This window comes from Pseudomonas sp. AC211 (genome assembly GCF_979258055.1).
Genome location: NZ_OZ409830.1, coordinates 2,403,283 through 2,429,037 on the forward strand (window position 1 = coordinate 2,403,283; position 25,755 = coordinate 2,429,037).

Here is a 25,755-nt window from a genome sequence, read left to right on the forward strand (position 1 = left end):
TCCTGCAAACGAAAACATCAAGAGCATCGCGGCTAAAGCCGCTCCTACAGAAGAGAGCTGATCGAGCTGAAACGCTTTAAACCACCTTCAAATTCCGTGCATACCAGGGCCGTCTCGGGCTGCGTTTGAGCAGCTGCGGCACCTCGTCTTCGCCACTGAGCGCGATCCTTAGCGCCAGCTTCATCACCTCGACCTCCATTTCAGCCGCCTGGCCTGCAAACGCCGCAGCGCTCCTGCTCAGCCGGCCCGCAGCCGTGGGTCAGCGGGCCGAGCCACGGGTCGGCCACCTCGACCCAGCGCCCCGGGGCAAACCAGTTCACGCCGTTCACGTCGCGACGCAGCACCTCGCCCGGATGGTGCCGCTCATGCGCCTGGAACCAGTCTTCAACCCGCGCATCCAGCCAGGCATGAAAGCGCCAAAACACCGGGTTGATGTGGGAGGAAAACGGGTCGCCGAGAAAATCGTTCTCGGCACGAAACCAACGCGGGGCGTAATCGGATTGCTCGCGATCCCCGGTTATGGGCATGCCGTTGGACGGGTCTCGGGTCACCGTGGCCCAGCGCATATGCAGCCAGTCGTGAATATTCAACTCCACCTCGGAACCGAACTGGGCGAGCGTCAGGCGACTGAGGTATTGGGGGTCCTGGTACTGCGATTCCCAAACCTGAAAGTTGCTGTAGTGGGTGTCGTGGGCCTTGATCTGGGCGAGCCACTGACTGAGTTCTTCGTCGTCACTGGCTACCCAGGCTGGCGGTACCGAGTTGCCGTCGTGGTTGTCGTAGTAACGGATAAAACCCTGGCGGTCGCGCTCGATAAATACCGGCGGCTGTGGCAGTTCCTGCCAGGTCGGTAAGTCGGACTGCAATGTCCGGGCGCGGCCGAGCATATGGCGGTGCATAAACAGAAAATCCTCGCCCGAGCCGTTCAAGTGCTTACGTCGGCCCCGCGCGCCACGCTCGGCGTCGCGCGGGCCGGGCTGCCAGCCCAGGCCGCGCAGGGCTTTGCGTTTGTCGTCGTCCAGGCGTCGCCATTTGTCGCGGCTCGCATGCCACAGCTGATGAAACAGCCGGTGCTGCGGCGACACCAACCAGGCCAGTAGCGCAGGCGCCAACGGCGTTCGCTCCCGGGCCTCGGGGAACGCGCGTTTGATGGCGACGAATTGGCAAGCCTGTTCCGGCAAGGCCAAAGGCCGCTGCAAATCGCGTATCGAACCATTCAACGAGGCACTACCGGCATCGCTCCACCCGCCCCACACCTCGTCCAACAGCGCAGTGAATTCGTAGCGCGGCACGCCGTTATCACCCAGCAAGCGCCAACGCAATTGCCCTTCAGGCATCCCGGTAAGGTCGCCTTGCACCCGGTATTCGGCCGGTTTGTCGCTACGCAAGGTGCTTGGCAACCCCAAATAACCTCGCACCGCCCGCCCGCTGGGGCCTACGTCCAGCAGCAGTTCCACGCTCTGCGCCAAACCCAGCATCTGACGGTCCATGCCGCTAAAGCGGATATCCCAGATACCCCGCAACTGATCAGCGAACCGCGCGAGCGGCGGCGCTGCCGATTCCACTGTGGCCTCGTCCGGCGTCAGGCGCTGCCCCGGCTGCAAGAGGTCGTCGAAATCACGCTCGCGGCGCGCGTAAAGCACGGCGGGAATGGCCGCGCCGGTGACCACCAGCCCAGCCATAAAGCCCTCGTCGGGAAAACCTCATCGCGCACTCATCAATCCAGACCTGATCCAGCTAGAACGTCTGCTGCGCCAAGAAATTTAGCGGTGCGGTGCACCTCGTCCGCTAAATTTTCCGGCGCCTGGCTCGTTCCTCCCAACAGCACACCTTTAGCCGTTGGTTCGAGCATGAAAAACACCCGTCGTACCTTGCTGGTTGTCTCGCTTTTACTGGTGCTCGCGGTTGTTGGCGCGGCGGCCTGGTTCTTCTTTGTGCGTCCCGCACCGCCGTATTCAGCCGAGGTCATGCGCCGCGCCAACGCGCTGCAAGAACGCATTGTGTCGTTCGATAGCCATATCACCGTGCCGGTAGATTTCGGCACCGAAGGCAACGAGGCCGATAAAGACGGCGAAGGCCGCTTCGACCTGATCAAGGCGGCGCGCGGGCGATTGTCCGGCGCGGCACTTACCGTATTCGGCTGGCCGGAAATCTGGAACGGCCCGAACGCGCCGCACCGCCCTACCCCGGCTTTTGTCGATGAAGCGCGCCATCAGCAAGAGCTGCGCTACACCATCATCACCGGCATGGTTCGCGACTTTCCCAATCAGGTCGGCATCGCCTACACGCCCGCCGACTACCGCCGCCTGGCCAACGAGGGCAAGTTCGCCATCTTTATCAGCATGCTCAACGCTTACCCGCTGGGTGACGACCTCAGCCTGCTCGACACCTGGGCCGCGCGCGGCATGCGCATGTTCGGTTTTAGCTACGTTGGCAATAACAGCTGGGCAGACTCTTCGCGGCCGCTGCCGTTCTTCAACGACCGCGCCGATGCACTCGAGGCCTGTCGGCCCTGGGCGAACAAGCGGTGGCGCGATTGAACGAGCTGGGCGTGATCATCGACGTGTCGCAAATGTCGACTCTCGCACTGGAAGACGTTGCCCGCCTGAGCCGCACGCCGCTGGTGGCTTCGCACTCCGTGCCCCGCGCCTTCGTCGACATTCCACGCAACCTCAGCGACCACGAATTGCAGCTGATCAAAAACAGCGGCGGCGTGGTGCAAATTGTCGGGTTCCCCGCCTACCTGCGCCCCCTCAGCCAACCGACCGTAGACAAGCTCAACACCCTGCGCGCGCAATTCGACCTACAGCCTCTGGACGGCGCCGCCAATGCGTTGATGCCCGGCGATCCGGTGATCGCCACCTGGCCCGAGGCGCGCTTTGGCGAGTACGCCGGCGCGCTGTACAAAATCCTCGAAGAGGAGCCGCTGGCGGGCCTGAAAGAGTACGGCGATGCCATCGACTACACGGTAAAAAAAATCGGCATCGACCACGTCGGCATCGCCTCGGACTTCAACGACGGCGGCGGCCTGGACGGCTGGCACGATGTCGGCGACACCCGCAACGTCACCGCCGAACTGCTCAATCGCGGCTACTCCGATGCCGACATTGCCAAGCTCTGGGGCGGCAATTTTCTGCGCGTCTGGGAACAGACCCAAGCCAGCGCCACCCGCTGATTACCACCGCGTTTCCAGGAATCGAGGCTAAAGCCTCTGCCACAGTAAAACGCCGCCAAACGGGAGCTCCATGACTGATCGCCGCACGTTTCTCAAGCAGGCCGGTTTACTGGCCGCAGCCTTGCCCATGGGCGCCCCGGTCTTTGCCGACGACTCGTCGGCGCTCGCCTTCAGCAGCAATGCCGCCGAGAAATGGCAGCAACTGCGCGCCCTGTTCCCACTCGATTACAGCCTTGCGCACTTCTCGACGTTTCTGCTCACTTCGCACCCGAAACCGGTGCGCGATGCCATCGCCCAGTTTCGCGCCGAGCTGGACCGCAACCCCGCCGCTGCCGTGGATTACGAAAGCGAAGCCATCTGGAAACACGAGGACAACGCGCGCAACTGGGCAGCCAATTACCTCAACGTCACGCCGGCGCAAATCGCCCCTCACCGGCAGCACCACCGAAGGCCTGGCGCTGATCTATGCCGGTATCCACATTCGCCCGGACCAGGAACTGCTGACCACCGAACACGAACACAGCTCAGCCTACGCCGCCATGCGTTTTCGCAAGCAGCGAGAAAACACGCAGATGCGTGAAATTCGCTTGTTCGACGAGCCGCAGGGCATTTCAACCGAGCAGATTGTGCAGCGTTTAAAAAGCGAACTGCGCCCGAACACCCGCGTGTTGGCGCTTACCTGGGTTCAATCGGGCAGCGGAGTGAAGTTGCCGATTGGCGAAATTGGCAAGATGGTGCGCGAACACAACCAAGGCCGTGACGAAGCGGATCGACTGCTGCTGTGTGTCGATGGCGTTCATGGTTTCGGCATCGAAAATGTCACCTTCGCCGACCTGAATTGCGACTACCTGATTGCCGGTGCGCACAAGTGGCTGTTCGGGCCGCGCGGCACCGGCATCATCTGCTCGGCCACGCCGACCATGGCCAACATGACGCCCACGGTTGGCAGTTTTTCGCGCGCCGACGACACCTTTGGTTCGGTGATGTCGCCCGGCGGCTACCACAGTTTTGAACACCGCTGGGCCTTGGGCAAAGCCTTCGAGCTGCACCTTTTATTGGGCAAGGCGGACGTGCAAGCGCGCATTCATGGCCTTAACACCTACCTGAAACAGCGATTGAAAACGGTCAAGGGCGTGCAATTGGTCACACCTGAAAGCCCGCAGTTTTCCTCCGGCTTCACCTTTTTCAAAACGCCCTTAGTGGATGAAGACGCCATTGCCGCCTACCTGACGCGCAACGGCGTAATTGTCGATGCCGTTAACCGCGACGTCGGTCCCGTGGTGCGCATGGCGCCGAGTTTGCTCAACACCGAAGCGGACATCGACCGCGCCATCAATTTGCTAACCAAACAGCTGTGAGAAACCGTTTATGAAAACCCTGCTTATTGCCGCGCTGCTGCTGATCGCACCGCCTGCGAATGCTGCCGACACACACGCTGTGGGCAGTGTATTTCGCGACTGCAAAGACTGCCCGCAGATGGTCGTACTGCCTGCCGGCACGTTCACCATGGGCACCCCAGAAAACGAAGTGGGCCGCCAGCCCGATGAAGGCCCGCTGCACCCCGTCACCTTCGCCAAACCGTTCGCCATCAGCCATTTCCAAATAACGGCGGGCGAGTGGGACGCCTATGTCAAACAAGCAAAAGTGACCATCGCCGATGGCGACGAGCGCCCTGGTCGCGCGTGCGTCGCCAGCAAACCGCGCTACCCGCAGGCACCCAAGCAGCCAGCGGTGTGCATGAGCTATGACGACGTAAAAGCCTACGTCGCCTGGCTGTCGAAGAAGACCGGCAAGCACTACCGCATGCTCAGCGAAGCCGAGCGCGAATATGCGGCGCGAGCCGGTTCTGCCGGGCCATTTCCGTTCCCCTTTGATGAAGGCGCCGACTATGGCATTAGCAAACACGCCAACACCTACGGGCCGGCGGATGGCTTCAGCTACACCTCGCCGGTCGGCAGTTTCCCAGCCAATGCCTTTGGCGTGTATGACATGCACGGCAACGTGTACGAGTGGGTGGCCGATTGCATGCACGACGGCTACGTCGGCGCGCCGAGCGATGGCAGCGCGTGGATGGAAGCCAGCTGCGAGTACCACATGATTCGCGGCAACGACTGGACCGAGGCACCGATTTTTTCGCGGTCGGGAAACAGGAATTATCGCGAGCCGTATGTGCGTGGCGATTGGTTGGGCTTTCGAGTCGCGCGCGAGCTGTAGGCGCCAAGCAGAAGCAAAGCATCGCGGCTAAAGCCGCTCCCACAGATGCTCTGTTTTTTCTGTGGGAGCGGCTTTAGCCGCGATTCCTGAAAAAGAAGAACGCCAAGCTGTCTCCTAATCTGCCGACCCTCCCCGCTAAATTTCCCCTCCCCTCACCCGTCTTTTCCTCAGGCGATCACGCCCGCGCCCTTTCAGGAAAAGCCGATGACCACCCCCACCCCAGCTGCCCCCAGCGCCGTTCGCGAACTGCTCACGCTGCTCAAGCCGTTCTGGCCGTTGGCCACGGCCTGCGTGGTGTTGGGCATACTCGGCGGTTTGAGCATCACGGCATTACTGGCAACGATCAACAATGGCCTGCACGCGCAAAACGGTATGAGCACAGGCGTGGTCATGGCCTTCGCCGGATTTTGTCTGGTGGCGCTGGCTAGCTCGATTGCGGGGGATATCGGCACCAATTACATCGGCCAACACATCATCGCCCGCCTGCGTAAAGACCTAGGTGCTAAGGTGCTGTCGGCGCCCATCGAGCAGATTGAGCGCTTCCGCAGCCATCGCCTGATACCGGTGCTGACCCACGACGTCGATACCGTCAGCGACTTCGCCTTTGCCTTCGCGCCGCTGGCCATTGCCTTTACCGTCACGCTCGGCTGCTTGGGCTACCTGGCCTATTTGTCATGGCCGATGTTCCTGATTACCGCCGTGGCCATCGTGATCGGCTGCACCGCGCAGTTTTTTGCGCAATCGCTCGGGTTGCAGGGTTTTCACCAGGCGCGCGAAGCCGAGGACGACCTGCAAAAGCACTACCGCGCCGTGGCCGAAGGCGCCAAGGAACTGCGCATCAACCGGCCGCGCCGCCAGCGCATGTTTACCCAGCAGTTGCAGGCAACGGCTGAACATATCTGTCGTTTACAGATCCGCTCCATCAGCATTTTCGTCACCGCCAAGGCCTTCGGTTCCATGCTGTTCTTTGTGGTCATCGCCCTGGCCATTGCCACGCAAAGCCTGTGGTTCAACAACGATGCCGCGGTCATCAGCGGCTTCGTCTTGGTGCTGCTGTATATGAAAGGCCCGCTGGAAACCCTGCTCGCCACCTTGCCGATTGTTAGCCGTGCCCAAGTGGCGTTCAGCCATATCGCCGAGCTGTCGCGGTTGTTCTCCTCGCCGGAGCCGCACTTGCTGCTGGACAACCCGCAAACCGCCCCGCCCACGCCCCTGCGCGGCATCGAATTGCGCAATGTGGCCTATGCCTTTCCCGCCGTAGAAGGCGCATCGGCGTTTCATCTTGGGCCGGTCAACCTCAGGGTCGAGCCCGGCGAAATTCTGTTTATCGTCGGCGACAACGGCAGCGGCAAAACCACGCTGATCAAGCTGCTGCTCGGCTTGTACGCGCCGCAGCAAGGCGAGGTGCTGCTTAACGGCCAGGCGATAACGGCTGAAGAACGAGACGATTACCGCCAGTTGTTCACCACGATTTTTGCCGATTACTACCTGTTCGACGACCTGGTTCAAGGCGAGCACGCCCTGCCCGCCGATGCCGGCAAATACTTGCAGCGCCTGGAAATCGCTCACAAGGTCAGCGTGCGCGACGGGGCGTTCACCACCACCGATTTGTCCACCGGCCAGCGCAAGCGCCTGGCACTGGTGAACGCCTGGCTCGATGGGCGGCCGGTGCTGGTGTTTGATGAATGGGCCGCCGACCAAGACCCGGCCTTCCGCAAGATTTTCTACACCGAGCTGCTGCCCGACCTGAAGCGCCTGGGCAAAACCATCATCGTGATCTCCCACGACGACCGCTATTTCGACCTCGCCGACCAAGTGGTGCACCTGCAAAACGGTCAGCTGCAGGCCGCTGCGCATCCCGCCTGAGTAAAAAAGTTCAGAAATCGGAAAATTATTTTTCCGGTTTCCGCCCCCAGCCTCGTCCTATAAATGCGAACCTAACTCAACAACATGCACGGAAGATCATGATGTCCTCCACGAAGCACCTTTCACCACGGATGAAGCTGATGCTTCAGCGCACCTTGCGCCCGTCTTTGTTGGCCAGCAGCGTTGGTCTGTTCCTCGCCAGCCCGTACGCGGCGATGGTGCAGGCCCAGGACGTCGCGCTGGATATTCCAGCACAGTCACTCTCCAGCGCCCTGCAAGAGCTGGGTCGCCAAGGCAATCTGCAGATTCTTTACAGCCCGGACCTGGTCGGCAATCGCAAGAGCGCGGCGGTCAAAGGCAACTTCGCACCGGCGATCGCGCTGGACGTGTTGCTGCGCGGCACCGGCATCAGCTACCAGATTCGCGGCAACAGCGTGACGCTGCTCAAGGCCGACCAGAGCGCCATGGAATTGGGCGCCACCGCCATCGTTTCCAATGGCCTGGGCGAAACGACTGAGGGCACCGGTTCGTACACCACGGCGGCTACCAGCACGGCGACGAAGATGCCGCTGTCGATTCGCGAGACGCCGCAATCGGTCAGTGTGATCACCCAGCAACGCATGCGTGACCAGAACATGATCAGCCTGGAAAACGTTATTTCCGAGGCGCCGGGCGTGCTGTTTAAAAAGAAGAGCAACTCCTCGGACGACGAAGTGGGTATTTTTTCCCGCGGGCTGAAGATCGAGAATTTTCAGGTTGATGGCATCCCGACCGTGTTCCAACCGGAGATGAAAAGCCAGGACAACGACTTGGCCGTCTACGACCGTGTCGAGATCGTGCGCGGCTCCACCGGTTTGCTCAGCGGCACCGGCAATCCGTCGGCCACCATCAACATGGTTCGCAAGCGCCCAACCCGTGAATTCCAGGCATCTATTCAGGGCAGCGCCGGCTCGTGGGACAACTACCGCACGGAAGTAGACGTTTCCGGCCCGCTGACTGAAACCGGCAACGTGCGCGGCCGCATGGTAGCCGCGTACCAAACCGCCGACTCGTTCACCGACCGGCTAAGCACCGAGCGGCAAGTGGCCTACGGCATTCTCGAAGCGGACCTGACCGAGCGCGATACCGTCAGCTTCGGCATCGACTACCAGGTGAAAAACTGCAACGCCTGCGGCTACTTCGGTTTCCCGGCGTTCTTTAGCAACGGCAACCGGACCGACTTCGATCGGGACTATAACTCCGCTACTGACTGGAGCCATGCCGACCGCAAACGCACCTCGATTTTCACCACCTATGAGCACCGTTTCGATAACGATTGGTTGGCGAAAGTGGCCTATACCAACACGCGCGACGACAACGATGTGGAATACGGCTGGTTTAGTAGTGAAGGTTATCCCGATCAGGAAACGGGCGCCGGTACGAGCCTGTATTTCGCCAAGTGGCCGAGCAAGCCCGAACAAAACGCCATTGACGCCTATGCCACCGGGCCTTTTTCCTTCCTCGGGCGCGAGCATGAGTTGATGTTTGGCGTCAGCGCGAATAAATACCGGGCCAACGTCGATGCCAACCCGCTGTGGCGCTTTTATGACCCGACAATCACCTGGGACCCTACCATTCCCAACGTCTACAACTGGCACGGGAACATTGCTCGCCCACCTATCGAGCGCGAAGGCCGGGTTAAATATGAACAACGCAACACCGCCGCCTACGCCGCAGTGCGCTTGAAACCAACCGATGATTTGTCGGTGATCCTGGGTTCGCGCTTGAGCTACTTCAAACTCGATCAATCCACTCAATACGACTGGGATCCGGGTGTGGAATACGCACCCGATGACGGCAAGCGCAAGGAAACCGGCGAGGTCACTCCTTACGCCGGCGTGGTGTACGACCTCAACGACACCTATTCGGTGTACGCCAGCTACACGAAGATTTTCAAACCGCAGACCTCACAAACCATTGAGGGCAAGTTCGTCGATCCGGCTGAAGGCGACAGTTACGAAATCGGCAGTAAAGCCGAGTACTACGGCGGCAAGTTGAACCTGTCCGCTGCGCTGTTCGAAACCAAGCTATCCAACTACCCAGCTTCCACTGAGTTCGGCGATCAGTTGGGCAACAGCTACGTCAACCCGACCAACCTCAAGGTCAAAGGCGCTGAGGTGGAATTGGCGGGCGAAGTGCTCCCCGGATGGCAGGTGCAGGCCGGCTACAGCCACGTCACCAGCTACTACCCCGATGGTGTCGATGTGAACGTCGGGTTCCCGAAGAACACGGTGAAGATGTTTTCCACCTACAACTTCCAGGGCGAGCTGAACCGTCTGACATTAGGCGGTGGGGTACGTTGGGAAAGCGCGACGAGCTACGACAACATCGGCGTATTCGGCCCGGACAACCCCGTCACCGCCAAACAAGAAAGCTACGCCCTGGTCGACGTGCTCGCGCGCTACAAATTCGACGAGCACTTCACCGGCACGCTTAACGTCGATAACGTCTTCGACAAGGAGTATTACGCCAGTACCAGCGTGTACAGCGACTTGTACGGCGAGCCCCGCAGCGTTACCGCCACGCTGCGCTGGGAATACTGACCCCGCGTACCCGCCCAGCAAAAACCGCTTCGCTTGAAGCGGTTTTTTTTCGCCCAAAAAACCTGAACCCCGCTCCTGCCGTCCAGTCGGAACTAGTACTGGACGCCGCCCGACCGCAGCTGTCGCGCTGGCACCGCTCCGTCCACCCCCATTCAGCGAGGAGACAGCATGAAAGCCGTGGTGTTTCACGACGTCGGCGATATTCGCCTCGAAGACGTTCCCGAGCCGACCCTTCAAGCGCCCACCGACGCCATCATTCGCATCACCGCTTCGGCCATTTGCGGCACCGACCTGCACTTCGTGCGCGGCACGTTCAGCGGTATGGTCAAGGGCACCATTCTTGGCCACGAAGCGGTGGGTATCGTCGAGGAGCTGGGCAGCGACGTGCGCAATTTGCAGATTGGCGACCGCGTCGTGGTGCCCTCCACCATCGCCTGCGGCAACTGTTCTTACTGCCGCGCCGGTTATTACGCCCAGTGCGACGTCGCCAACCCCAACGGCAAAACCGCTGGCACGGCATTCTTTGGCGGCCCGCAGGCGACAGGCCCGTTCCACGGTTTGCAGGCCGAAAAGGCGCGCATTCCCCACGCCAATATCGGCTTGATCAAATTGCCCATGGAAGTCAGCGACGACCAGGCGATTCTGCTTTCCGACATTTTCCCCACCGGCTACTTCGGTGCCGAAATGGCCGAAATCACGCCCGGCGACACCGTCGCGGTGTTTGGTTGCGGCCCGGTCGGCCAGTTCGCCATTGCCAGCGCGAAACTGTTGGGCGCCGCTCGGGTGTTTGCCATCGATCACCTCGACGACCGCCTGCGCATGGCCCGTGAGCAAGGCGCCGAAACCATTAATTTCGACAAGGAAGACCCGGTCGCCACCCTGCTTCGCCTTACCGATGAGATCGGTGTGGACCGCGTGATCGATGCCGTCGGCGTCGACGCCAAGCACTCGCGCTGCCACCACGGCTCGCCGTTGCAGGAAGGCGCGTTCCGCGAAGAAATGGCCGCGGTAAGCCCCACCACCCACCCCGACGGCGACAACTGGCATCCCGGAGATGCGCCCAGTCAGGTGTTGCAATGGGCGGTGGCGGCGCTGGCCAAAGCTGGCACGTTGTCGATTGTGGGCGTCTACCCGCCGCAGATGAACAGCTTCCCGATTGGCGCGGCGATGAACAAAAACCTCACCATCAACATGGGCAACTGCCATCACCGTAAATACATCCCCAAGCTGATCGAACTGGTGGTCAGCAAGCGCATCGACCCAGCGGCAATCCTCACTCAGATCAAGCCCATGAGCGATGCCATCGAAGCCTTTAAGCAATTTGATCGCCGCGCCAGCGGCTGGATCAAGGTTGAGTTGCACCCGCAAAAGCAGCACAGCGTGCGCAGCGGCGATGAAGAAACTATCAGCGACACAGCCGTGTCCCACGCGCTGCATAACCCGGACTGAACAATGGCGGCCATTCGAATCGGGATATCCGGCTGGCGTTACGGGCCATGGCGCGGCGAGTTCTACCCAGAGGGGCTGGTGCAGAAGAAGGAGCTCAAATTTGCTTCGCGGGCAGTGAACAGCATTGAGGTCAACGGCTCGTTTTATGCCCTGCAAACGCCTGAGCGCTATCGCGGCTGGGCAGCGGATACGCCGGACGATTTCGTTTTCAGCATCAAGGCGCCGCGCCTGATCACTCACATCAAGCGCCTGCGCGACATCGAACAGCCCATGGCGAACTTCTTCGCCTCCGGTCTCGGTCAGCTGGACACACGCCTGGGGCCCCTGCTCTGGCAGTTTCCGCCGACGTTCAAGTACGACGCGGTGCTGATTGAGGAATTTTTTCAGCAATTACCGACCACGCGGCGCGCCGCGAAAAAAATCGCCAGCGGGTGCGACGAGCGCCGCCAGGTTGAGGGGTATCAAGACTGGCCTGGCAAGCTTCCGATGCGACATGCCATGGAAATTCGTCACGACAGCTTTGTGAACGACGACTACATCGCCCTGCTGCGCAAATACAACGTCGCCCTCGTGGTGGCCGATGCCGCGAAGAAATGGCCGTACGCCGAAGACCTCACCAGCGACTTCGTTTACATGCGCCTGCATGGCGACAAAAAGCTCTACGCCAGCGGCTATTCAGCGCCCGCGCTAAAACGCTGGCACGACCGCATCGAAGCCTGGAGCCACGGCAAACAACCCGCTGACGCGCACCTGATCAGCCCCGACAGCAAACCCAAGCGCGGGGCGCGTGACGTTTATTGCTACTTCGACAACGACATCAAAGTGCGCGCGCCGTTTGATGCGCGCCAGTTGCTGGAGTCGTTCGGCCTCGCCGCCGCGCTGGCGACAAAACCCGGTGAATTACCACAAGGAATCGAGTTATGACCACCGTCACTTCCGTGCCCCTGCCCGTGAATCAGCTGCGGCCCGCCGTGCACAGCGTGCGCATTCTCACCGTGAACATGCACAAGGGTTTCACCTTCTTCAACCGCCGTTTCATCTTGCCCGAGCTGCGCGACGCGGTGCGCACCATGGATTCCGATCTGGTGTTCTTGCAGGAAGTGCACGGCACCCACCAAACCCATGCCAAGCGCTACAGCAACTGGCCGCCGACGCCGCAGTACGAATTTCTCGCCGACGCCATGTGGCCGCAATTTGCCTATGGCCGCAACGCGGTTTACCCGGACGGCGACCACGGCAATGCGCTGCTGTCGAAATTCCCGATTCTGCGGCACGACAACCTCGACGTGTCCGTAGGTGTGCATGAACAACGTGGCCTGTTGCACAGCGTGCTGGATGTGCCAGGACACCGCGAGGTGCACGCCATTTGCGTGCACCTGGGCCTGCGCGAAGGCCACCGTCAGAAGCAGCTGGAACTGCTCTGCACGCTGCTCGATGCACTGCCAAAAGACGCGCCCGTGATTGTTGCCGGCGACTTCAACGACTGGCGCTTGCGCGCCGATGCCGTGCTGGCCAACGCCGGCATGCAGGAAGTGTTTATGCAGCACTACGGCGCCCCCGCGCGTAGCTTTCCCGCGCGCTGGCCGCTGTTGTGCCTCGACCGAATTTATATCCGCAACGCCCAAAGCCATGAGCCGCAGGTGTTGTCGACAAGGCCGTGGTCGCATTTGTCCGACCATGCGCCATTAGCCGTGGAGGTTCGCCTATGAAGTACGAGTGGCGTGAAGGAAATGAAGTACAGCTGCTGATTAATGGCGAGGAATTCTACCCACGCGTGTTTGCCAGCATTCAGGCCGCGCGCAAGGAAGTGCTGCTGGAAACCTTCATCATCTATGAAGACAAGGTCGGCGAAGAGCTTCGCGACGTGTTGATCGCAGCGGCCAAACGGGGCGTGCACGTGGAGGTGACCGTGGATGGCTACGGCACCGCCGACATCGGCAAGCCCTACGTGGCGGCGCTCACCGAAGCCGGCGTGAAGCTGAACATGTTCGACCCGCGCCCGCGTGTGCTCGGCATGCGCACCAACCTGTTCCGCCGTCTGCACCGCAAAATTGTCGTGGTGGATGCTGAAGTCGCGTTTATTGGTGGCATCAATTTCTGCGCCGACCACCTCGCCGACTTCGGCCCCATGGCCAAGCAAGACTACGCCGTGCAAGTGCGCGGGCCGATCGTTACCGACGTTCACCGTGCCGCGTTGGAACTGCTCGCCTGGCGCCGTGGTGAACGCCCAGGGCAACAACCGCCCTCGCCCGCCAATCATTTTCGCGGCACCGTGCGCATGCTGCTGAGCCTGCGCGATAACGAGCAATACCAAGACGACATCGAACAGGCCTACATGAGCGCCATTCGTTCCGCCAACTACCGGCTGGTGATTGCCAACGCCTATTTTTTCCCTGGGTATCGCCTGCTGCGGGAACTGCGCAACGCGGCCCGGCGTGGCGTGAAAGTGACGCTGATCATGCAAGGCATGCCCGACATGCCCGTGGTGCGCCTGTGCACGCGCCTGCTCTACAACTACCTGCTGCGTGACGGCGTGGTGATTCACGAATACTGCCAGCGGCCGTTGCACGGCAAAGTGGCCCTGGTGGACCACGAATGGGCGACCGTCGGCTCCAGCAACCTCGACCCGCTGAGCCTATCGCTGAATCTTGAAGCCAACCTGATCATTCGCGACCACCGCTTCAACCAGCAACTGCACGACCACCTCACCGAACTGGCCAACGCCAGTTGCAAACGCATCAGCCTGGAACGCGTTATGCGCGGCTACTGGTGGCGGGCGCCGATCATCTTTCTCACGTTCCACTTCTTGCGGCATTTCCCGGCGATTGCCGGCTGGCTGCCGGCCCATTCGCCGCGCCTGAAACCCCTGGTGGTCAAGGACGCCGTCGCGCTGCAACAACAACCGGAAAGCGACATGAACCTTAAGGCGGAGGAAAGCCGATGAGCGCCAATACCGCCACTGCCGAGCAGGAAAAGCCGCAACCCGCCTGGAAAATCTGGGCCAAACGGCTGCTCAATGTTTTCTTCTTTTGCCTGGTGCCTGTGTTGCTCTACCTGCTGGTGAAAAACCTCAACTGGCAGGAAGTGAAAACGGCGCTGCACGCCTTCAGCGCGAAAACGCTGTTACTGGCTCTGCTTGCCAGCGCCGTGAGTTACGCGGTGTACAGCTGCTTCGACCTGATCGGCAGCCACTACACGGAACATAAGCTGCCGGCCCGGCAGACCATTCCGGTGACGTTCGTGTGTTACGCGTTCAACCTGAACCTCAGCTCCTGGGTCGGCGGCATCGCCATGCGCTACCGGCTGTACTCGCGGCTGGGGCTGGACGTGCCGACCATCACCAAGGTCATCAGCATCAGCCTGCTAACCAACTGGCTTGGCTACATTTTGCTTGCAGGCGGGGTCTTTTCGCTGCGACTGGTGGACCTGCCCGAACATTGGAAAATCGGCGAATCCACCCTGCAACTGATCGGCTTCGCCTTGCTTGCAGCATCGGCGGTGTACTTGTTCGCCTGCAAATTCAGCAAACGCCGCAACTGGCATTTCGGCAAACAGGAAATCACCCTGCCCAGCCTGCGCATGGCCGGCGCCCAAGTGGTGCTCGGCACGCTGAACTGGGGCTTCGATGGCGGCGATGATCTTCATCCTGCTGCCCGACAAAGTCTCGTACTGGGACATCCTCGGCATTCTGCTCATCAGCAGCATCGCCGGCGTGATTACCCACATTCCTGCCGGGCTCGGCGTACTGGAAGCCGTCTTCATCGCCCTGCTGCAACACCAGGTCGACAAAGGCTCGATTGTGGCGGCGTTGATTGGCTACCGGGTCATCTACTTCCTGATCCCGTTGGCGGTGGCCGTGGTGGTTTACCTGGTGCTGGAAAAGCGCGCCAAGCACATTCGTACTTCGCAGGACGACTAACCCCAAAAAGCATCGCGGCTAAAGCCGCTCCTACAGAAAAAATAAAGATCCTGTAGGAGCGGCTTTAGCCGCGATGCTCTGAACGTAGATGTGTCGTTTCGACGATTCCGACAGGCACAAAAACCATCGCGGCTAAAGCCGCTCCCACAGAGTAAGCAGTTACCCGTAGGAGCGGCTTTAGCCGCGAGATTTTTACTAACGCCCACCGCGCATTTACGGTTTCAACACCAACGTCCCCAACGGCGGCAAGCTGAGGCTCAGCGATTGCGGCTGGCCGTGCGCTTGCGCGTCGTCGGTATGCACGGCGCCTCGCGAGCCTGCGTTCGAGCCTGAGAATTGCTCATCATCGCTGTTCAGCAACACCTGCCATTCCCCCGCCTGCGGCACGCCGATGCGGTAGTGTTCGCGCGGTACGGGGGTGAAGTTGTGCACCACCAGTAACGGCGCGCCGTCGTCGCCGTGGCGCAGCCAGGCGTACACACTGTTGGCAGCGTCGTCGCCGATCAGCCACTGGAAGCCTTCGGCGCGGCCGTCGCGTTGGTGCATGGCCGGGTATTGGCGGTACAGCTGGTTAAGGGTTTTCACCAGATTTTGCGTGCCTTGGTGTTCGCCGTAGCGCAGCAGGTACCAGTCCAGTTCATGGTCGTGGCTCCACTCGCGCCACTGGCCGAACTCGCAGCCCATAAACAGCAATTTCTTGCCGGGATGCGTCCACATAAAGCTCAGGTACAGACGCAGGTTGGCGAATTTCTGCCAGCGGTCGCCGGGCATTTTGTCGAGCAACGAGCGCTTGCCGTGCACCACTTCGTCGTGGGAAATCGGCAGGATGAATTGCTCCGTAAATGCGTACAGCAACCCGAACGTCAACTGGTTGTGATGATGCTGGCGGTTGACGGGGTCTTCGGCAATGTATTTGAGGCTGTCGTGCATCCAGCCCATGTTCCATTTGTAGGCGAAGCCCAGGCCGCCACCTTGGGTGTCATGGCTGACGCCGGGCCAGGCGGTCGACTCTTCGGCAATCACCAGTGCGCCGGGCACTTCGGTGTGCACCACGTCGTTAAGGTGACGAAGGAAGTCGATGGCCTCGAGGTTTTCGCGGCCGCCGTGGCGGTTGGGAATCCACTCGCCCTGTTTGCGTGAATAGTCGCGGTACAACATCGAGGCCACGGCATCCACGCGCAAACCGTCGATGTGGTACAGGCGCAACCAGTGCAGCGCGGAAGCCAGCATATAGCCGTGCACTTCATTGCGGCCGAGGTTGTAGATAAAGGTGTCCCAGTCCTGGTGGAAGCCCTCGAACGGGTGCGCGTATTCGTACAGCGCCGTACCGTCGAAGCGTGCAAGGCCGTGGCTGTCAGTCGGGAAATGCGCAGGCACCCAGTCGAGAATTACGCCGATGCCGGCGCAATGGCAGGCGTCGACGAACGCGGCAAATTGCGCCGGCGTGCCGTACCGCGCGCTGGGGGCAAATTGCGACAGGAGTTGGTAGCCCCACGAGCCACCAAACGGGTGCTCCATAATTGGCAGCAGTTCGACATGGGTAAAACCCATCTCGTGCATGTACGGAATCAGCTGGTCGGCCAGCTCCGGCCACTGCAACACGCGGCCGTCGTCGTGACGCCACGAGCCGACGTGCATTTCGTAAATCGACAATGGCTGGTTATGCGCCTGATGCTGCGGGCGGTTTTCGATCCACTGCTGGTCGTTCCAAACAAACTCCAGCGGCTGCGCCACCACCGAACCGGTGGCGGGTGGATGCTCGGTTGCCAAGGCGATTGGGTCGGCCTTGAGCGGCAGCACGCCGTGGCTGCCGAGAATTTCGTACTTGTACACCTCGCCCGGACCAAGGCGTGGAATGAAGATTTCCCATACGCCCGACGGATGCCGAGCGCGCATCACATGGCGGCGGCCGTCCCAGCCGTTGAAGTGACCGACCACCGAAACACGCCGCGCATTGGGAGCCCACACGGCAAACCGCACGCCGGGAATGCCGTCCACCTCGGCCAATTGCGCGCCAAAGGCTTTGCCAAGATCGCGGTGATTGCCTTCATTGAACAGGTAAATGTCCATGTCGCCGAGCTGCGGGCCGAACGAATACGGGTCTTCTATCTCTTGCTCGCCCGCGCCCCAACGGATGCGTAAGCGGTAGCGGCACAGCTCGGCCGGGCGGATGGTGAACATGCCCGGCACTTCACCCAGGGTCATGGCGCCGAGGTTTTCGCCGTTGTTGGCGTCGATTAAATCGACCCCCAAGGCGCCTGGCAGGTAAGCGCGAATGATCGGCCCCTGCTCGTCGCGATGCGGGCCGAGAAACGCAAACGGATCAGCGTGCTCAGCGCGTACCAGCGCCTGCACTTGCTCGTCAGGCAGGCTGCTGCCACGCGGGGCCAGCACATTGGAATCAATCATCGTGCAGCACTCCCCAACAGGTTTTGCCCCAGTTCCACCAAGCCCTGCACCGGCACGTTCAGCCAGTCGGGACGGTAGCGGGCTTCATACAGAATTTCGTAGGCGGCTTTCTCCAAGCTGAACAGCGTCATGGCCGCCACTTCGCCGTCGCGCTCATGCCAGGCGTGCGGCAGGTCGGCGGCAGCCAGGCGATACGCTTCCTGGAACGCCGTGCGCGCTTGGGTGCGATAGCTTTCCGCGACGTTGCGGCGCACCTGTTCAGCCTCGGGCGAAGCATCGGTGCTCTGCGTGTTGCGGATGGCCATGGCGGCGGCGTAGTCGAACGAACGGATCATGCCAGCCACGTCTTTCATCGGGCTGTGGCGCATGCGGCGCTCTTCCAGGCTGCGGGTCGGCTCGCCTTCGAAGTCGATCAGGTAAGCGTCGCCCTGCACCACCAGCACTTGGCCCAAATGCAAGTCGCCATGAACGCGAATACGCAACCCGCCGAGGCATTGCTTGGCCAGTTTGCCCACCGCTGCCAGCAGCGGTTTGCGGTTGGCCGCCAGCCATTTCACCGCGTCAGCGTTGGCGCTGCTGCTCGCGGCGACCACATCCAGCGCTTCTTCTAATTGCGCGCCGATGCTGCGCGACCACTCTTTCACATCGTCCTCGGTGCTGGTCACGCCACCGAAGTCCGGGTTATCGCTGGGTTGCGCGAGCACACTGTGCATCTCGCCCAAACGACGACCTAGCATGCGCGAAAACGCCGCCAATTCGACGCTCGCCGGGGCCACGCCTTCGTCTGCATCGTTGACGGCCGGCGCCGCAAGCTGGTCGCGAATGGCCCGTTCCAAGGTGTTCTGCGTCCACAGCCAGGCATCGCCTTGGTTGCTCAGGAATTGCTGCAACACCATCAAAGTGTGCGGCACGCCTTCGTTATCCACCCGACGCACTTCACCCAGCAGCTGCGGAATATTGGCGAAGCCCTGCGCGGTCAGGTAGCCACCCATTTCGGTTTCCGGGTGAATCCCCGGCATCACGCGGCGCACCAGCTTAAGCACCATGCTCTCGCCAATCAGCGCCGAGCTGTTGGACTGCTCGGCCGATACCAGATTGATCTCTTCATCCGGGTTGTCGGCTAGCGCCAACAGCTGCGGGGTCGGCAGAAATTGCAGCTCGCAGCCGCCGGAGGTGAGCGTCTGGCTTTCGCGCAGATAACGCACCACCTGCTGGCTGAATTCGCCGAGGGTGAAGGCGTCGGTCAACAGCCCCACCTCGCGACCCCGACGCAAGCGGGCCAGTGCCAACTGTTGCGGTACGGTGCTGCCGGCGGTGTTTTCCGCCACGTAGCTGAGCGGCAGTTGATAGTGCTCAACATGCTCGCCGCTGCGCACTTGCACTTCGCTGAGTACGCTGCGCGCGCCAAACGGCACGGCGTACAGCAATTTGTATTCGGCGTTGGCGGCATCGTCCAGCGCTGAGAACCAGCGACGTTTGGGCAGGTACGCCGGCAACGACTCGCGGCTCAGGGTCGTGCTGCAGCGCGCCTGCATCAGTTCATTGAGGTCACGTTTGATAACCAACGTTGGAAGTTCGGGCATACGGTCCACCGGCGGCACGTGCCACGCAGGCATCTGTGCTTCTTCAGCAAGCAAGAACCAATAAAAGCCATAGGGCGGCAGGGTCAGCAGGTAGTTCAGCTGACCGATTGGCGGGAACGACGTACCGCCGACCATCTCCACCGGCACCATGCCGTTGTAGGCCGACAGCTCCAGCTCGGCAGCCTGCGCAGCGCGCGACACGTTGGCCACGCACAGAATAATTTCGCGCTTGCCGTCGACGCCTGTGTACTCACGCAGGTACGCCAGAATGCGGCGGTTGGCCGGTGCGAGCATTTTCAGGGTGCCGCGCCCGAAGGCTTTCTGTTGTTTACGAATGGCGAGCATGCGCCGCGTCCAGTTCAGCAACGAATGGGTGTCGCGCTGCTGGGTTTCGACGTTGATGCTCTGGAACCCGTAGAGCGGGTCCATGATCGGCGGCAACACCAGGCTGGCTGGGTCGGCGCGTGAAAAGCCGCCGTTGCGGTCGATAGACCACTGCATCGGCGTGCGCACGCCGTCGCGGTCGCCGAGGAAAATATTGTCGCCCATGCCAATTTCGTCGCCGTAATACAGCGTCGGCGTGCCCGGCATCGACAGCAGCATGCTGTTAAGCAACTCGATACGCCGACGATCACGCTCAACCAATGGCGCGAGGCGGCGACGAATACCCAAATTGATCCGCGCGCGCCGGTCGGCCGCGTAGTAATTCCACAGGTAATCGCGCTCGTCGTCGGTGACCATCTCCAGCGTCAATTCATCGTGGTTACGCAGGAAAATCGCCCACTGGCAGTTGTCGGGAATTTCCGGGGTCTGGCGCAGAATGTCGGTGATCGGAAAGCGGTCTTCCTGGGCGATGGCCATGTACATACGTGGCATCAGTGGGAAGTGGAACGCCATATGGCACTCGTCCCCGGGACCGCCGTTTTCACCGCCAAAATACAGCTGAGTGTCTTCCGGCCACTGATTGGCCTCGGCCAGCAACATGCGATCCGGGTAGGTGGCGTCCAACTCCGCGCGAATCTTCTTCAGCACGTCGTGGGTTTCGGCGAGGTTTTCGTTGTTGGTGCCTTCGCGCTCAATCAGGTACGGAATGGCGTCGAGGCGAAGACCGTCCACACCCAAATCGAGCCAGAAACGCATCACGCTCAGCACTTCTTTGAGCACCTGTGGATTGTCGAAATTCAGGTCCGGCTGGTGGGAATAAAACCGGTGCCAGAAGTACTGGCCGGCGACCGGGTCCCAGGTCCAGTTGGACTTCTCGGTGTCGAGAAAGATGATCCGCGTTTCCGGGAATTTCTGGTCGCTGTCCGACCACACGTAAAAATCCCGCGCCTTGGAACCGGGCTTGGCCCGCCGCGCTTTTTGAAACCACGGGTGTTGGTCCGACGTGTGGTTGATGACCAACTCGGTGATGACCCGAATGCCGCGCCGGTGCGCCTCGGCGATAAAACGCTTGGCGTCGGCCATGGTCCCGTAGTCGGGATGCACATCGCGGTATTCAGAAATATCGTAACCATCGTCGCGCCGTGGCGAGGGGTAAAAACGGCAGCAGCCAGATGGTGTTCACGCCCAGATCGGCAATGTAATCGAGCTTGGCAATCAAGCCCGGGAAGTCACCGATGCCATCGTTGTTGGAGTCGAAGTACGACTTCACGTGCACCTGATAAATCACCGCGTCCTTGTACCAGAGCGGGTCATTGATAAAGGCGGCAGGCCGGCGTTTTTTACTGCGTCTGTCGACTGGCGCTTTGCTGCCAGTTGGAGTTTTTTCGTTATTCGCTGCGTCGCTCATTGCGTATTCCCTTAGCCGGTTACGCGCACACGCCAGATACCGAATGGCTGGTGCCACGGCTCAATGCGCATCCATTGGGTTTTGCCATACCAAGTCCAGGTGTGGCCGGTCATCAAATCTTCGCCATGCAAATTGGCGTCGTCGGGCAGCCCGAACTCCCAGAGCGGCAGTTCGAAATGGGCTTCCTGAGCGTTGTGCGGGTCGAGGCTGACGGCCACCAGCACGAAATTGCTGAGGTCGGCCGTGCGTTTGCCAAACAACAAAATGTTGTCGTTGTAGCAGGTGTAAATCTGCAGCCCGAGGTGGGTTTGCAGCGCCGGGTTTTGCCGGCGAATGCGATTGAGCTGGGCGATTTCACTAACGATATTGCCCGGCTGCTGATAATTGCGCGGACGGATCTGGTACTTCTCCGAATCCAGGTATTCCTCTTTACCCGGCACCGGCGCCGACTCACAGATTTCAAAGCCCGAGTACATACCCCACAGCCCGGAACCCATGGTCGCCAACGCGGCGCGAATCAGAAATCCAGCGCGGCCATTGTTGTGCAAAAAGGCCGGGTTGATGTCCGGCGTATTCACAAAGAAATTCGGCTGATAGCAATCGCGCCATGGCGCTTCGTTCAGCTGCGTGAAGTACTCAGCCAGCTCGGCTTTGGTGTTGCGCCAGGTGAAATAGGTGTAGCTCTGGCTAAAGCCCACCTTGCCCAGGCGCGCCATCATCGCCGGCCGGGTAAACGCCTCGGCGAGGAACATCACCTCAGGGTGAGTGGCGCGGATATCGGCGATCAGCCATTCCCAAAACGGCAAAGGTTTAGTGTGCGGGTTGTCCACGCGAAACAGCGTCACGCCCTGCTCCACCCAGCCCTTCACCACATCGCGCAGCGCCAACCACAAATCCGGCATGGCGTCTTTGGAATAGAAGTCGACGTTAACGATGTCTTCGTATTTCTTCGGCGGGTTTTCAGCGTGACGAATGCTGCCGTCCGGCCGCCAACTGAACCAACCCGGATGCTCTTGTAGCCACGGGTGATCGGGCGAGCACTGAATCGCGAAATCCAGGGCAATCTCCAGCCCGTGTTCTTTGGCGGCCTGAACCAGCGCGCGGAAATCTTCAAAACTGCCGAGCTGCGGGTGAATAGCATCGTGGCCGCCATCTTTACTGCCAATGGCATACGGGCTGCCAGGATCATTGGCGCGGGCTTGCAAAGAATTATTGCGACCCTTGCGGTGCGCCTTGCCGATGGGATGAATCGGCGGGAAATACAGCACATCAAAACCCATATCGCGCACATACGGCAGGCGCTCAATCACATCGCGAAAGGTGCCATGGCGGTCTTCATCATCGGTTACCGAGCGGGGAAACAGCTCATACCAACTGGCGAACTCCGCCAGCTTGCGCTCGACATCCAACGGATATGCCGGGCTGTTCACACGGTGCGGATGAGCCTCGGTGTGGCGCATGGCCTCGGTGGTTTCGGCGGACAGGAAAAACGCCACGCGCTCGTCCACCGACTGGGTGTCTTGCAACGTGCGCAAGCGTTCGGCCATCAGCTCGGCATGTTCGGGGCCAGCGTTTTCAGCGGCGCGGCGTAACAGCAATTCGCCTTCTTGCAGCTCGAGGGTGATGGGCACGCCGGCGGAAAACTTCTTCAGCAGTTCATAGGTGAACGTACCGTAGACATCCCACCAGGCTTGCACGGCAAATTGATAGCGCCCGGGTTGGCTGGGGGTGAACTCGCCCTGCCAGAGGTCGTTGCCCAAAGACTGCAACGGCACGCGGTGCCATTTTTCTTCCAGCTCGGCGCGCCAGAGGATGGACGCGTCAATCTTGTCGTGGCCATCGGTGAAAATCACCGCGCTCACCGTCACGGCAGAGCCGGCGATGCCCTTGGCGGCAAAGCGGCCGGCCTCGACCACGGGCGTCACCGCCTCAATGGCAATGCGCGGCAACTGCAAGGCGTCATCCAATTGCAAGGTGGCAGCCTGACGTTCAGCAACCTGATTGAGGGGGGCCAACGGGCTGGCGTGCGACATCGAATCGGGCTCCTTCTTAGCAAACAGCCGCCACCCGTGGTGGAGAATGGGAGGCGGCTGGTTGGAGTTCGTCATCCCTGGCGAAACAGGGGGCGTACAGTTCCGAGCCCCGTGTTTGAGCAAAAGTTCAGGGATTTGATGGATTCATTGGCCAGGCAATGGTGTTTGCAGGGATCGCGGCTAAAGCCGCTCCTACAGAACCCACGAGGGCCGTGGGATGGGCTGGGGGGCATTGCGTTTTATGCGCGAAATTGAGTAGCGCGTGATCTGGCTCGTGATCTGGCTTGTGATCTGGCTTGTGATCTGGCTTGTGATCTGGCTTGTGATCTTCCGCTCTTGATTTTGATCTGCCCCGCGAGGTTTATCGCAGGCCGAGTGGAGTCGTTGCGTAGGGGGTTGAGCGGCCGGGAGCCGCGAGAGGCGTGTCGGGCCAAGGATGGCCCGTCTCGCCGTGCCCCCGGAGTAACGACGGAGCGAGGGAACCTGGAGCGCAGCGGAGGGCCAAGGTAGGAGCTAGACCTTTTGGTTACTTTTGGGTGGTCCGGCAATCCGGCAATGCCAAAAGAAGCTCGCGCGTAAGGCGCGAAACAAAAACGCTCAGGGCGCGCGGTAATGAATACCTGCGCATAGCTTCAGCATTCGGTCTTGCTTTCAAATCTGAGGCGTTCTTCGTTACCACGGTTGCGCGGCATTTTATTTCGCGCCTTACGCGCGAGTCACTTTTAGCATTGCCGGTATGCCGGACCACCCAAAAGTAACCAAAAGGTCTAGCTCCTACCTTGGGTCTACGCTGCGCTCCGACTTCCCTCGCTCCGTCGCCGCTCCGGGGGCACGGCGCAACGGGCCGTCCCTGGCCCGATGCGCCTCTCGCGGCTCCCGGCCGCTCAACCCCCTACGCAACGACTCCACTCGGCCTGCGATGAACCTCGCGAGGTAGATCAAGATCACGGTCAAAAGCGGTAGATCACAAGCCCAATCAAAAGCGGTGAAGCAAGATCAAAAACTCGCGGCTAAAGCCGCTCCCACAGAGTTCACGTGGACTTGGGAGCGGCTTTAGCCGCGATGCTCCCGATTCGCCTAGACCGCCCCGGACCCAATCGATACAGTCCGCGCCCATGCCTATCGCCTACCTCAGCCTATTCGCCAGCGCCTTCATCGCCGCCACCCTGCTCCCGCTGCAATCGGAAGCGGTGCTGGCCGGCCTGCTCCTGGCCGGCAGCTACTCGCCCGCCGCATTGGTGCTGGTCGCCACCATTGGCAACGTGTTGGGCTCGCTGGTGAACTGGGCGCTGGGGCGCGGTATCGAGCGCTTCCGCGAGCGCCGCTGGTTTCCCGCCAACGAAGAGCAGTTGCTGCGCGCTCAAGGCTGGTACCAGCGTTAGGGCTGCTGGACGCTGCTGCTCAGTTGGCTGCCCGTGGTAGGCGACCCACTGACCCTGATCGCCGGTGTGATGCGCGAACCGCTGTGGCGATTCGTGCTGCTGGTAACTATCGCCAAAGCCGGCCGCTACCTGGCATTGGCGGCCGTGGTGCTCTACGCCTAACGCTAATCATCCAGCGGCGCAGGTGCCGGTGCCGGTGCCGGTGCCGCAGCGTCCGCCGGCTTGCTCGCTTCTCTCTCACGCATCGGCATCTCGTCCACCGCGCTGAACAGCTGCTTCGGGTCGATCGCACCGGAGTGCTCCAGCTTCTTCTCGCCGTCCTTGCCAACCAGAATCACTTTCGCATCGGCGCTGGCGCCCAGCTTCAGCGCGCGAATCAGGGCCATGGTGCTTTGCGGGTCGAGGTCTTTGCCGTTGCGTTGGCCGATCGTGTTCACCACGGTGTAGAGCACCATGTTGCGTTCTTTAAACGCGGCTTCATTAGCAGGCTCTTTCAGCGCGGCCAGCAGCTTGACCAGTGCCGGGTCGGCGCTGCTGTTGGCGATCACGATAAGCGGCCGCGACTGGCCCCGGTCGGCCGCGAGCGGGCTATCGTTATCGTCGGCAAACGCCGGGCCGCTGAGCGCGACCATCAACGCCAGACTGAATGAGCGCAAAAACATACACACCTCCGTTGAAAAAACCGTCCCGTCAAAGATTGCCGTAACGGGGCAAAGGTTCACTGGACGGTGGAGATGGGCGGGAATTTTTTCGGTTAATGGATGGGCGATTGTGCACGCAGCCCCCTCACCCTAATCCTCTCCCCGAGGGGCGAGGGGACTAAAAGCAGACCGCGCTTTGGCTCCCCTCTCCCGCTCGCGGGAGAGGGGCTGGGGGTGAGGGTCGGCCTTTACTCGCTGCCCTCACCCGCCCGACGTCGAAACAACGGCCGTGGCTCAATGGCCGAACGCCCATACACCACGCTCATGCCCGTCAACCCTCTCAACGCATCCTCTACAGACTTGTCCGCACGCACGGCAAAGCTGTCGAAGCCGCACTGGCGCATGTGGCTAAGCTGATCGCGCAACACATCGCCCACGGCGCGCAATTCACCGCGCCAACCCAAGCGTTGGCGCAATAAGTACGCCTGGCTGTAACCGCGACCATCGCGAAAGCTGGGAAAGTCGATGGCGATCAACGCCACGCCAGCGAACGGCAGGTCGAGCGTTTCCACGTCATCGTCCGGCCCCAGCAGCAAGCCGTTGCCAGGCTGCCAGGCAGCCAGCGGCACAATTGGGGTGGCGTCGGCCCGGTCGATCACGGCCTGGCCATTGATCAAGCGAATCAGGTTGCTCAGTGCCACCACCTCCGC

General features: G+C 60.9%; 11 protein-coding genes and 6 pseudogenes. 11 read left to right on the forward strand and 6 right to left on the reverse strand.

Annotation, left to right across the window (positions count from 1 at the left end; genetic code table 11):
• Window positions 1-76 precede the first annotated feature (76 nt).
• Window positions 77-1,707 (reverse strand): annotated as a pseudogene (gene pvdP / locus ACZZZP_RS11410) (pyoverdine maturation tyrosinase PvdP).
• A gap of 143 nt (window positions 1,708-1,850) precedes the next feature.
• On the opposite strand from pvdP, the pseudogene pvdM reads away from it, so the two are divergent.
• The 10 genes and pseudogenes from pvdM to ACZZZP_RS11460 all read left to right on the forward strand — a co-directional run bounded on the left by pvdM (window position 1,851) and on the right by ACZZZP_RS11460 (window position 15,205).
• A pseudogene (pvdM, locus tag ACZZZP_RS11415) lies at window positions 1,851-3,175 on the forward strand (pyoverdine-tailoring dipeptidase-like protein PvdM).
• Window positions 3,176-3,245: 70 nt separating this feature from the next.
• A pseudogene (gene pvdN, locus ACZZZP_RS11420) lies at window positions 3,246-4,533 on the forward strand (pyoverdine-tailoring periplasmic protein PvdN).
• 10 nt (window positions 4,534-4,543) lie between these two features.
• The gene (gene pvdO, locus ACZZZP_RS11425; RefSeq protein ID WP_463382788.1) at window positions 4,544-5,389 is read left to right on the forward strand and encodes a dihydropyoverdine dehydrogenase; all 846 of its coding nucleotides are present in this window, start codon (window positions 4,544-4,546) and stop codon (window positions 5,387-5,389) included.
• 204 nt (window positions 5,390-5,593) lie between these two features.
• Complete coding sequence (locus tag ACZZZP_RS11430) at window positions 5,594-7,255, forward strand: cyclic peptide export ABC transporter (RefSeq protein WP_463382789.1); 1,662 nt, start codon at window positions 5,594-5,596, stop codon at window positions 7,253-7,255.
• Window positions 7,256-7,395: 140 nt separating this feature from the next.
• The gene (locus ACZZZP_RS11435) at window positions 7,396-9,837 is read left to right on the forward strand and encodes a TonB-dependent siderophore receptor (protein WP_463382790.1); all 2,442 of its coding nucleotides are present in this window, start codon (window positions 7,396-7,398) and stop codon (window positions 9,835-9,837) included.
• 168 nt (window positions 9,838-10,005) lie between these two features.
• A complete protein-coding gene (locus tag ACZZZP_RS11440; protein ID WP_463382791.1) occupies window positions 10,006-11,286 on the forward strand; it encodes a zinc-dependent alcohol dehydrogenase in 1,281 nt (426 codons plus the stop codon).
• A 3-nt stretch (window positions 11,287-11,289) separates the two neighbouring features.
• Window positions 11,290-12,210 (forward strand): DUF72 domain-containing protein, encoded by a 921-nt coding sequence (locus ACZZZP_RS11445; protein ID WP_463536528.1) that lies wholly within the window; start codon window positions 11,290-11,292, stop codon window positions 12,208-12,210.
• Window positions 12,207-12,995, forward strand: a complete 789-nt coding sequence (locus ACZZZP_RS11450; protein WP_463382792.1) for an endonuclease/exonuclease/phosphatase family protein — start codon at window positions 12,207-12,209, stop codon at window positions 12,993-12,995. Before ACZZZP_RS11445 ends, ACZZZP_RS11450 begins: the two co-directional genes overlap by 4 nt.
• Window positions 12,992-14,230: a cardiolipin synthase ClsB gene (gene clsB / locus ACZZZP_RS11455; RefSeq protein ID WP_463382793.1), complete on the forward strand. Its 1,239-nt coding sequence runs from the start codon at window positions 12,992-12,994 to the stop codon at window positions 14,228-14,230. Before ACZZZP_RS11450 ends, clsB begins: the two co-directional genes overlap by 4 nt.
• Window positions 14,227-15,205 (forward strand): annotated as a pseudogene (locus ACZZZP_RS11460) (lysylphosphatidylglycerol synthase domain-containing protein). Before clsB ends, ACZZZP_RS11460 begins: the two are co-directional and overlap by 4 nt.
• Before the next feature lie 213 nt (window positions 15,206-15,418).
• On the opposite strand, the gene glgB reads toward ACZZZP_RS11460, so the two are convergent.
• The 3 genes and pseudogenes from glgB to ACZZZP_RS11475 all read right to left on the reverse strand — a co-directional run bounded on the left by glgB (window position 15,419) and on the right by ACZZZP_RS11475 (window position 23,022).
• Complete coding sequence (glgB, locus tag ACZZZP_RS11465; RefSeq protein WP_463382794.1) at window positions 15,419-17,614, reverse strand: 1,4-alpha-glucan branching protein GlgB; 2,196 nt, start codon at window positions 17,612-17,614, stop codon at window positions 15,419-15,421.
• A pseudogene (gene treS / locus ACZZZP_RS11470) lies at window positions 17,611-20,989 on the reverse strand (maltose alpha-D-glucosyltransferase). Before treS ends, glgB begins: the two are co-directional and overlap by 4 nt.
• Before the next feature lie 11 nt (window positions 20,990-21,000).
• Window positions 21,001-23,022 carry an alpha-1,4-glucan--maltose-1-phosphate maltosyltransferase gene (locus ACZZZP_RS11475; RefSeq protein ID WP_463536529.1) on the reverse strand — a complete coding sequence of 674 codons (2,022 nt, stop codon included), beginning with the start codon at window positions 23,020-23,022 and terminating at the stop codon, window positions 21,001-21,003.
• Between the two features lie 1,115 nt (window positions 23,023-24,137).
• Between ACZZZP_RS11475 and ACZZZP_RS11480 the strand changes: the two are divergent.
• Window positions 24,138-24,566: pseudogene (locus ACZZZP_RS11480) on the forward strand (YqaA family protein).
• A 2-nt stretch (window positions 24,567-24,568) separates the two neighbouring features.
• On the opposite strand, the gene ACZZZP_RS11485 reads toward ACZZZP_RS11480, so the two are convergent.
• Entirely contained in the window at window positions 24,569-25,066 is a 498-nt protein-coding gene (locus ACZZZP_RS11485) for a DUF4174 domain-containing protein (protein WP_463382797.1), read from the reverse strand.
• 227 nt (window positions 25,067-25,293) lie between these two features.
• Window positions 25,294-25,749 (reverse strand): DUF934 domain-containing protein, encoded by a 456-nt coding sequence (locus ACZZZP_RS11490; RefSeq protein WP_463536949.1) that lies wholly within the window; start codon window positions 25,747-25,749, stop codon window positions 25,294-25,296.
• Between the last annotated feature and the right edge of the window lie 6 nt (window positions 25,750-25,755).

What these genes read in the sequence shown, in the direction of transcription:
- pvdO (WP_463382788.1), top strand. Translation starts at nt 4,544, where the DNA reads ATGAAAACCCTGCTTATTGCCGCGCTGCTGCTGATCGCACCGCCTGCG.
- ACZZZP_RS11430 (WP_463382789.1), top strand. Translation starts at nt 5,594, where the DNA reads ATGACCACCCCCACCCCAGCTGCCCCCAGCGCCGTTCGCGAACTGCTC.
- ACZZZP_RS11435 (WP_463382790.1), top strand. Translation starts at nt 7,396, where the DNA reads ATGCTTCAGCGCACCTTGCGCCCGTCTTTGTTGGCCAGCAGCGTTGGT.
- ACZZZP_RS11440 (WP_463382791.1), top strand. Translation starts at nt 10,006, where the DNA reads ATGAAAGCCGTGGTGTTTCACGACGTCGGCGATATTCGCCTCGAAGAC.
- ACZZZP_RS11445 (WP_463536528.1), top strand. Translation starts at nt 11,290, where the DNA reads ATGGCGGCCATTCGAATCGGGATATCCGGCTGGCGTTACGGGCCATGG.
- ACZZZP_RS11450 (WP_463382792.1), top strand. Translation starts at nt 12,207, where the DNA reads ATGACCACCGTCACTTCCGTGCCCCTGCCCGTGAATCAGCTGCGGCCC.
- clsB (WP_463382793.1), top strand. Translation starts at nt 12,992, where the DNA reads ATGAAGTACGAGTGGCGTGAAGGAAATGAAGTACAGCTGCTGATTAAT.
- glgB (WP_463382794.1), bottom strand. Translation starts at nt 17,614, where the DNA reads ATGATTGATTCCAATGTGCTGGCCCCGCGTGGCAGCAGCCTGCCTGAC.
- ACZZZP_RS11475 (WP_463536529.1), bottom strand. Translation starts at nt 23,022, where the DNA reads ATGTCGCACGCCAGCCCGTTGGCCCCCCTCAATCAGGTTGCTGAACGT.
- ACZZZP_RS11485 (WP_463382797.1), bottom strand. Translation starts at nt 25,066, where the DNA reads ATGTTTTTGCGCTCATTCAGTCTGGCGTTGATGGTCGCGCTCAGCGGC.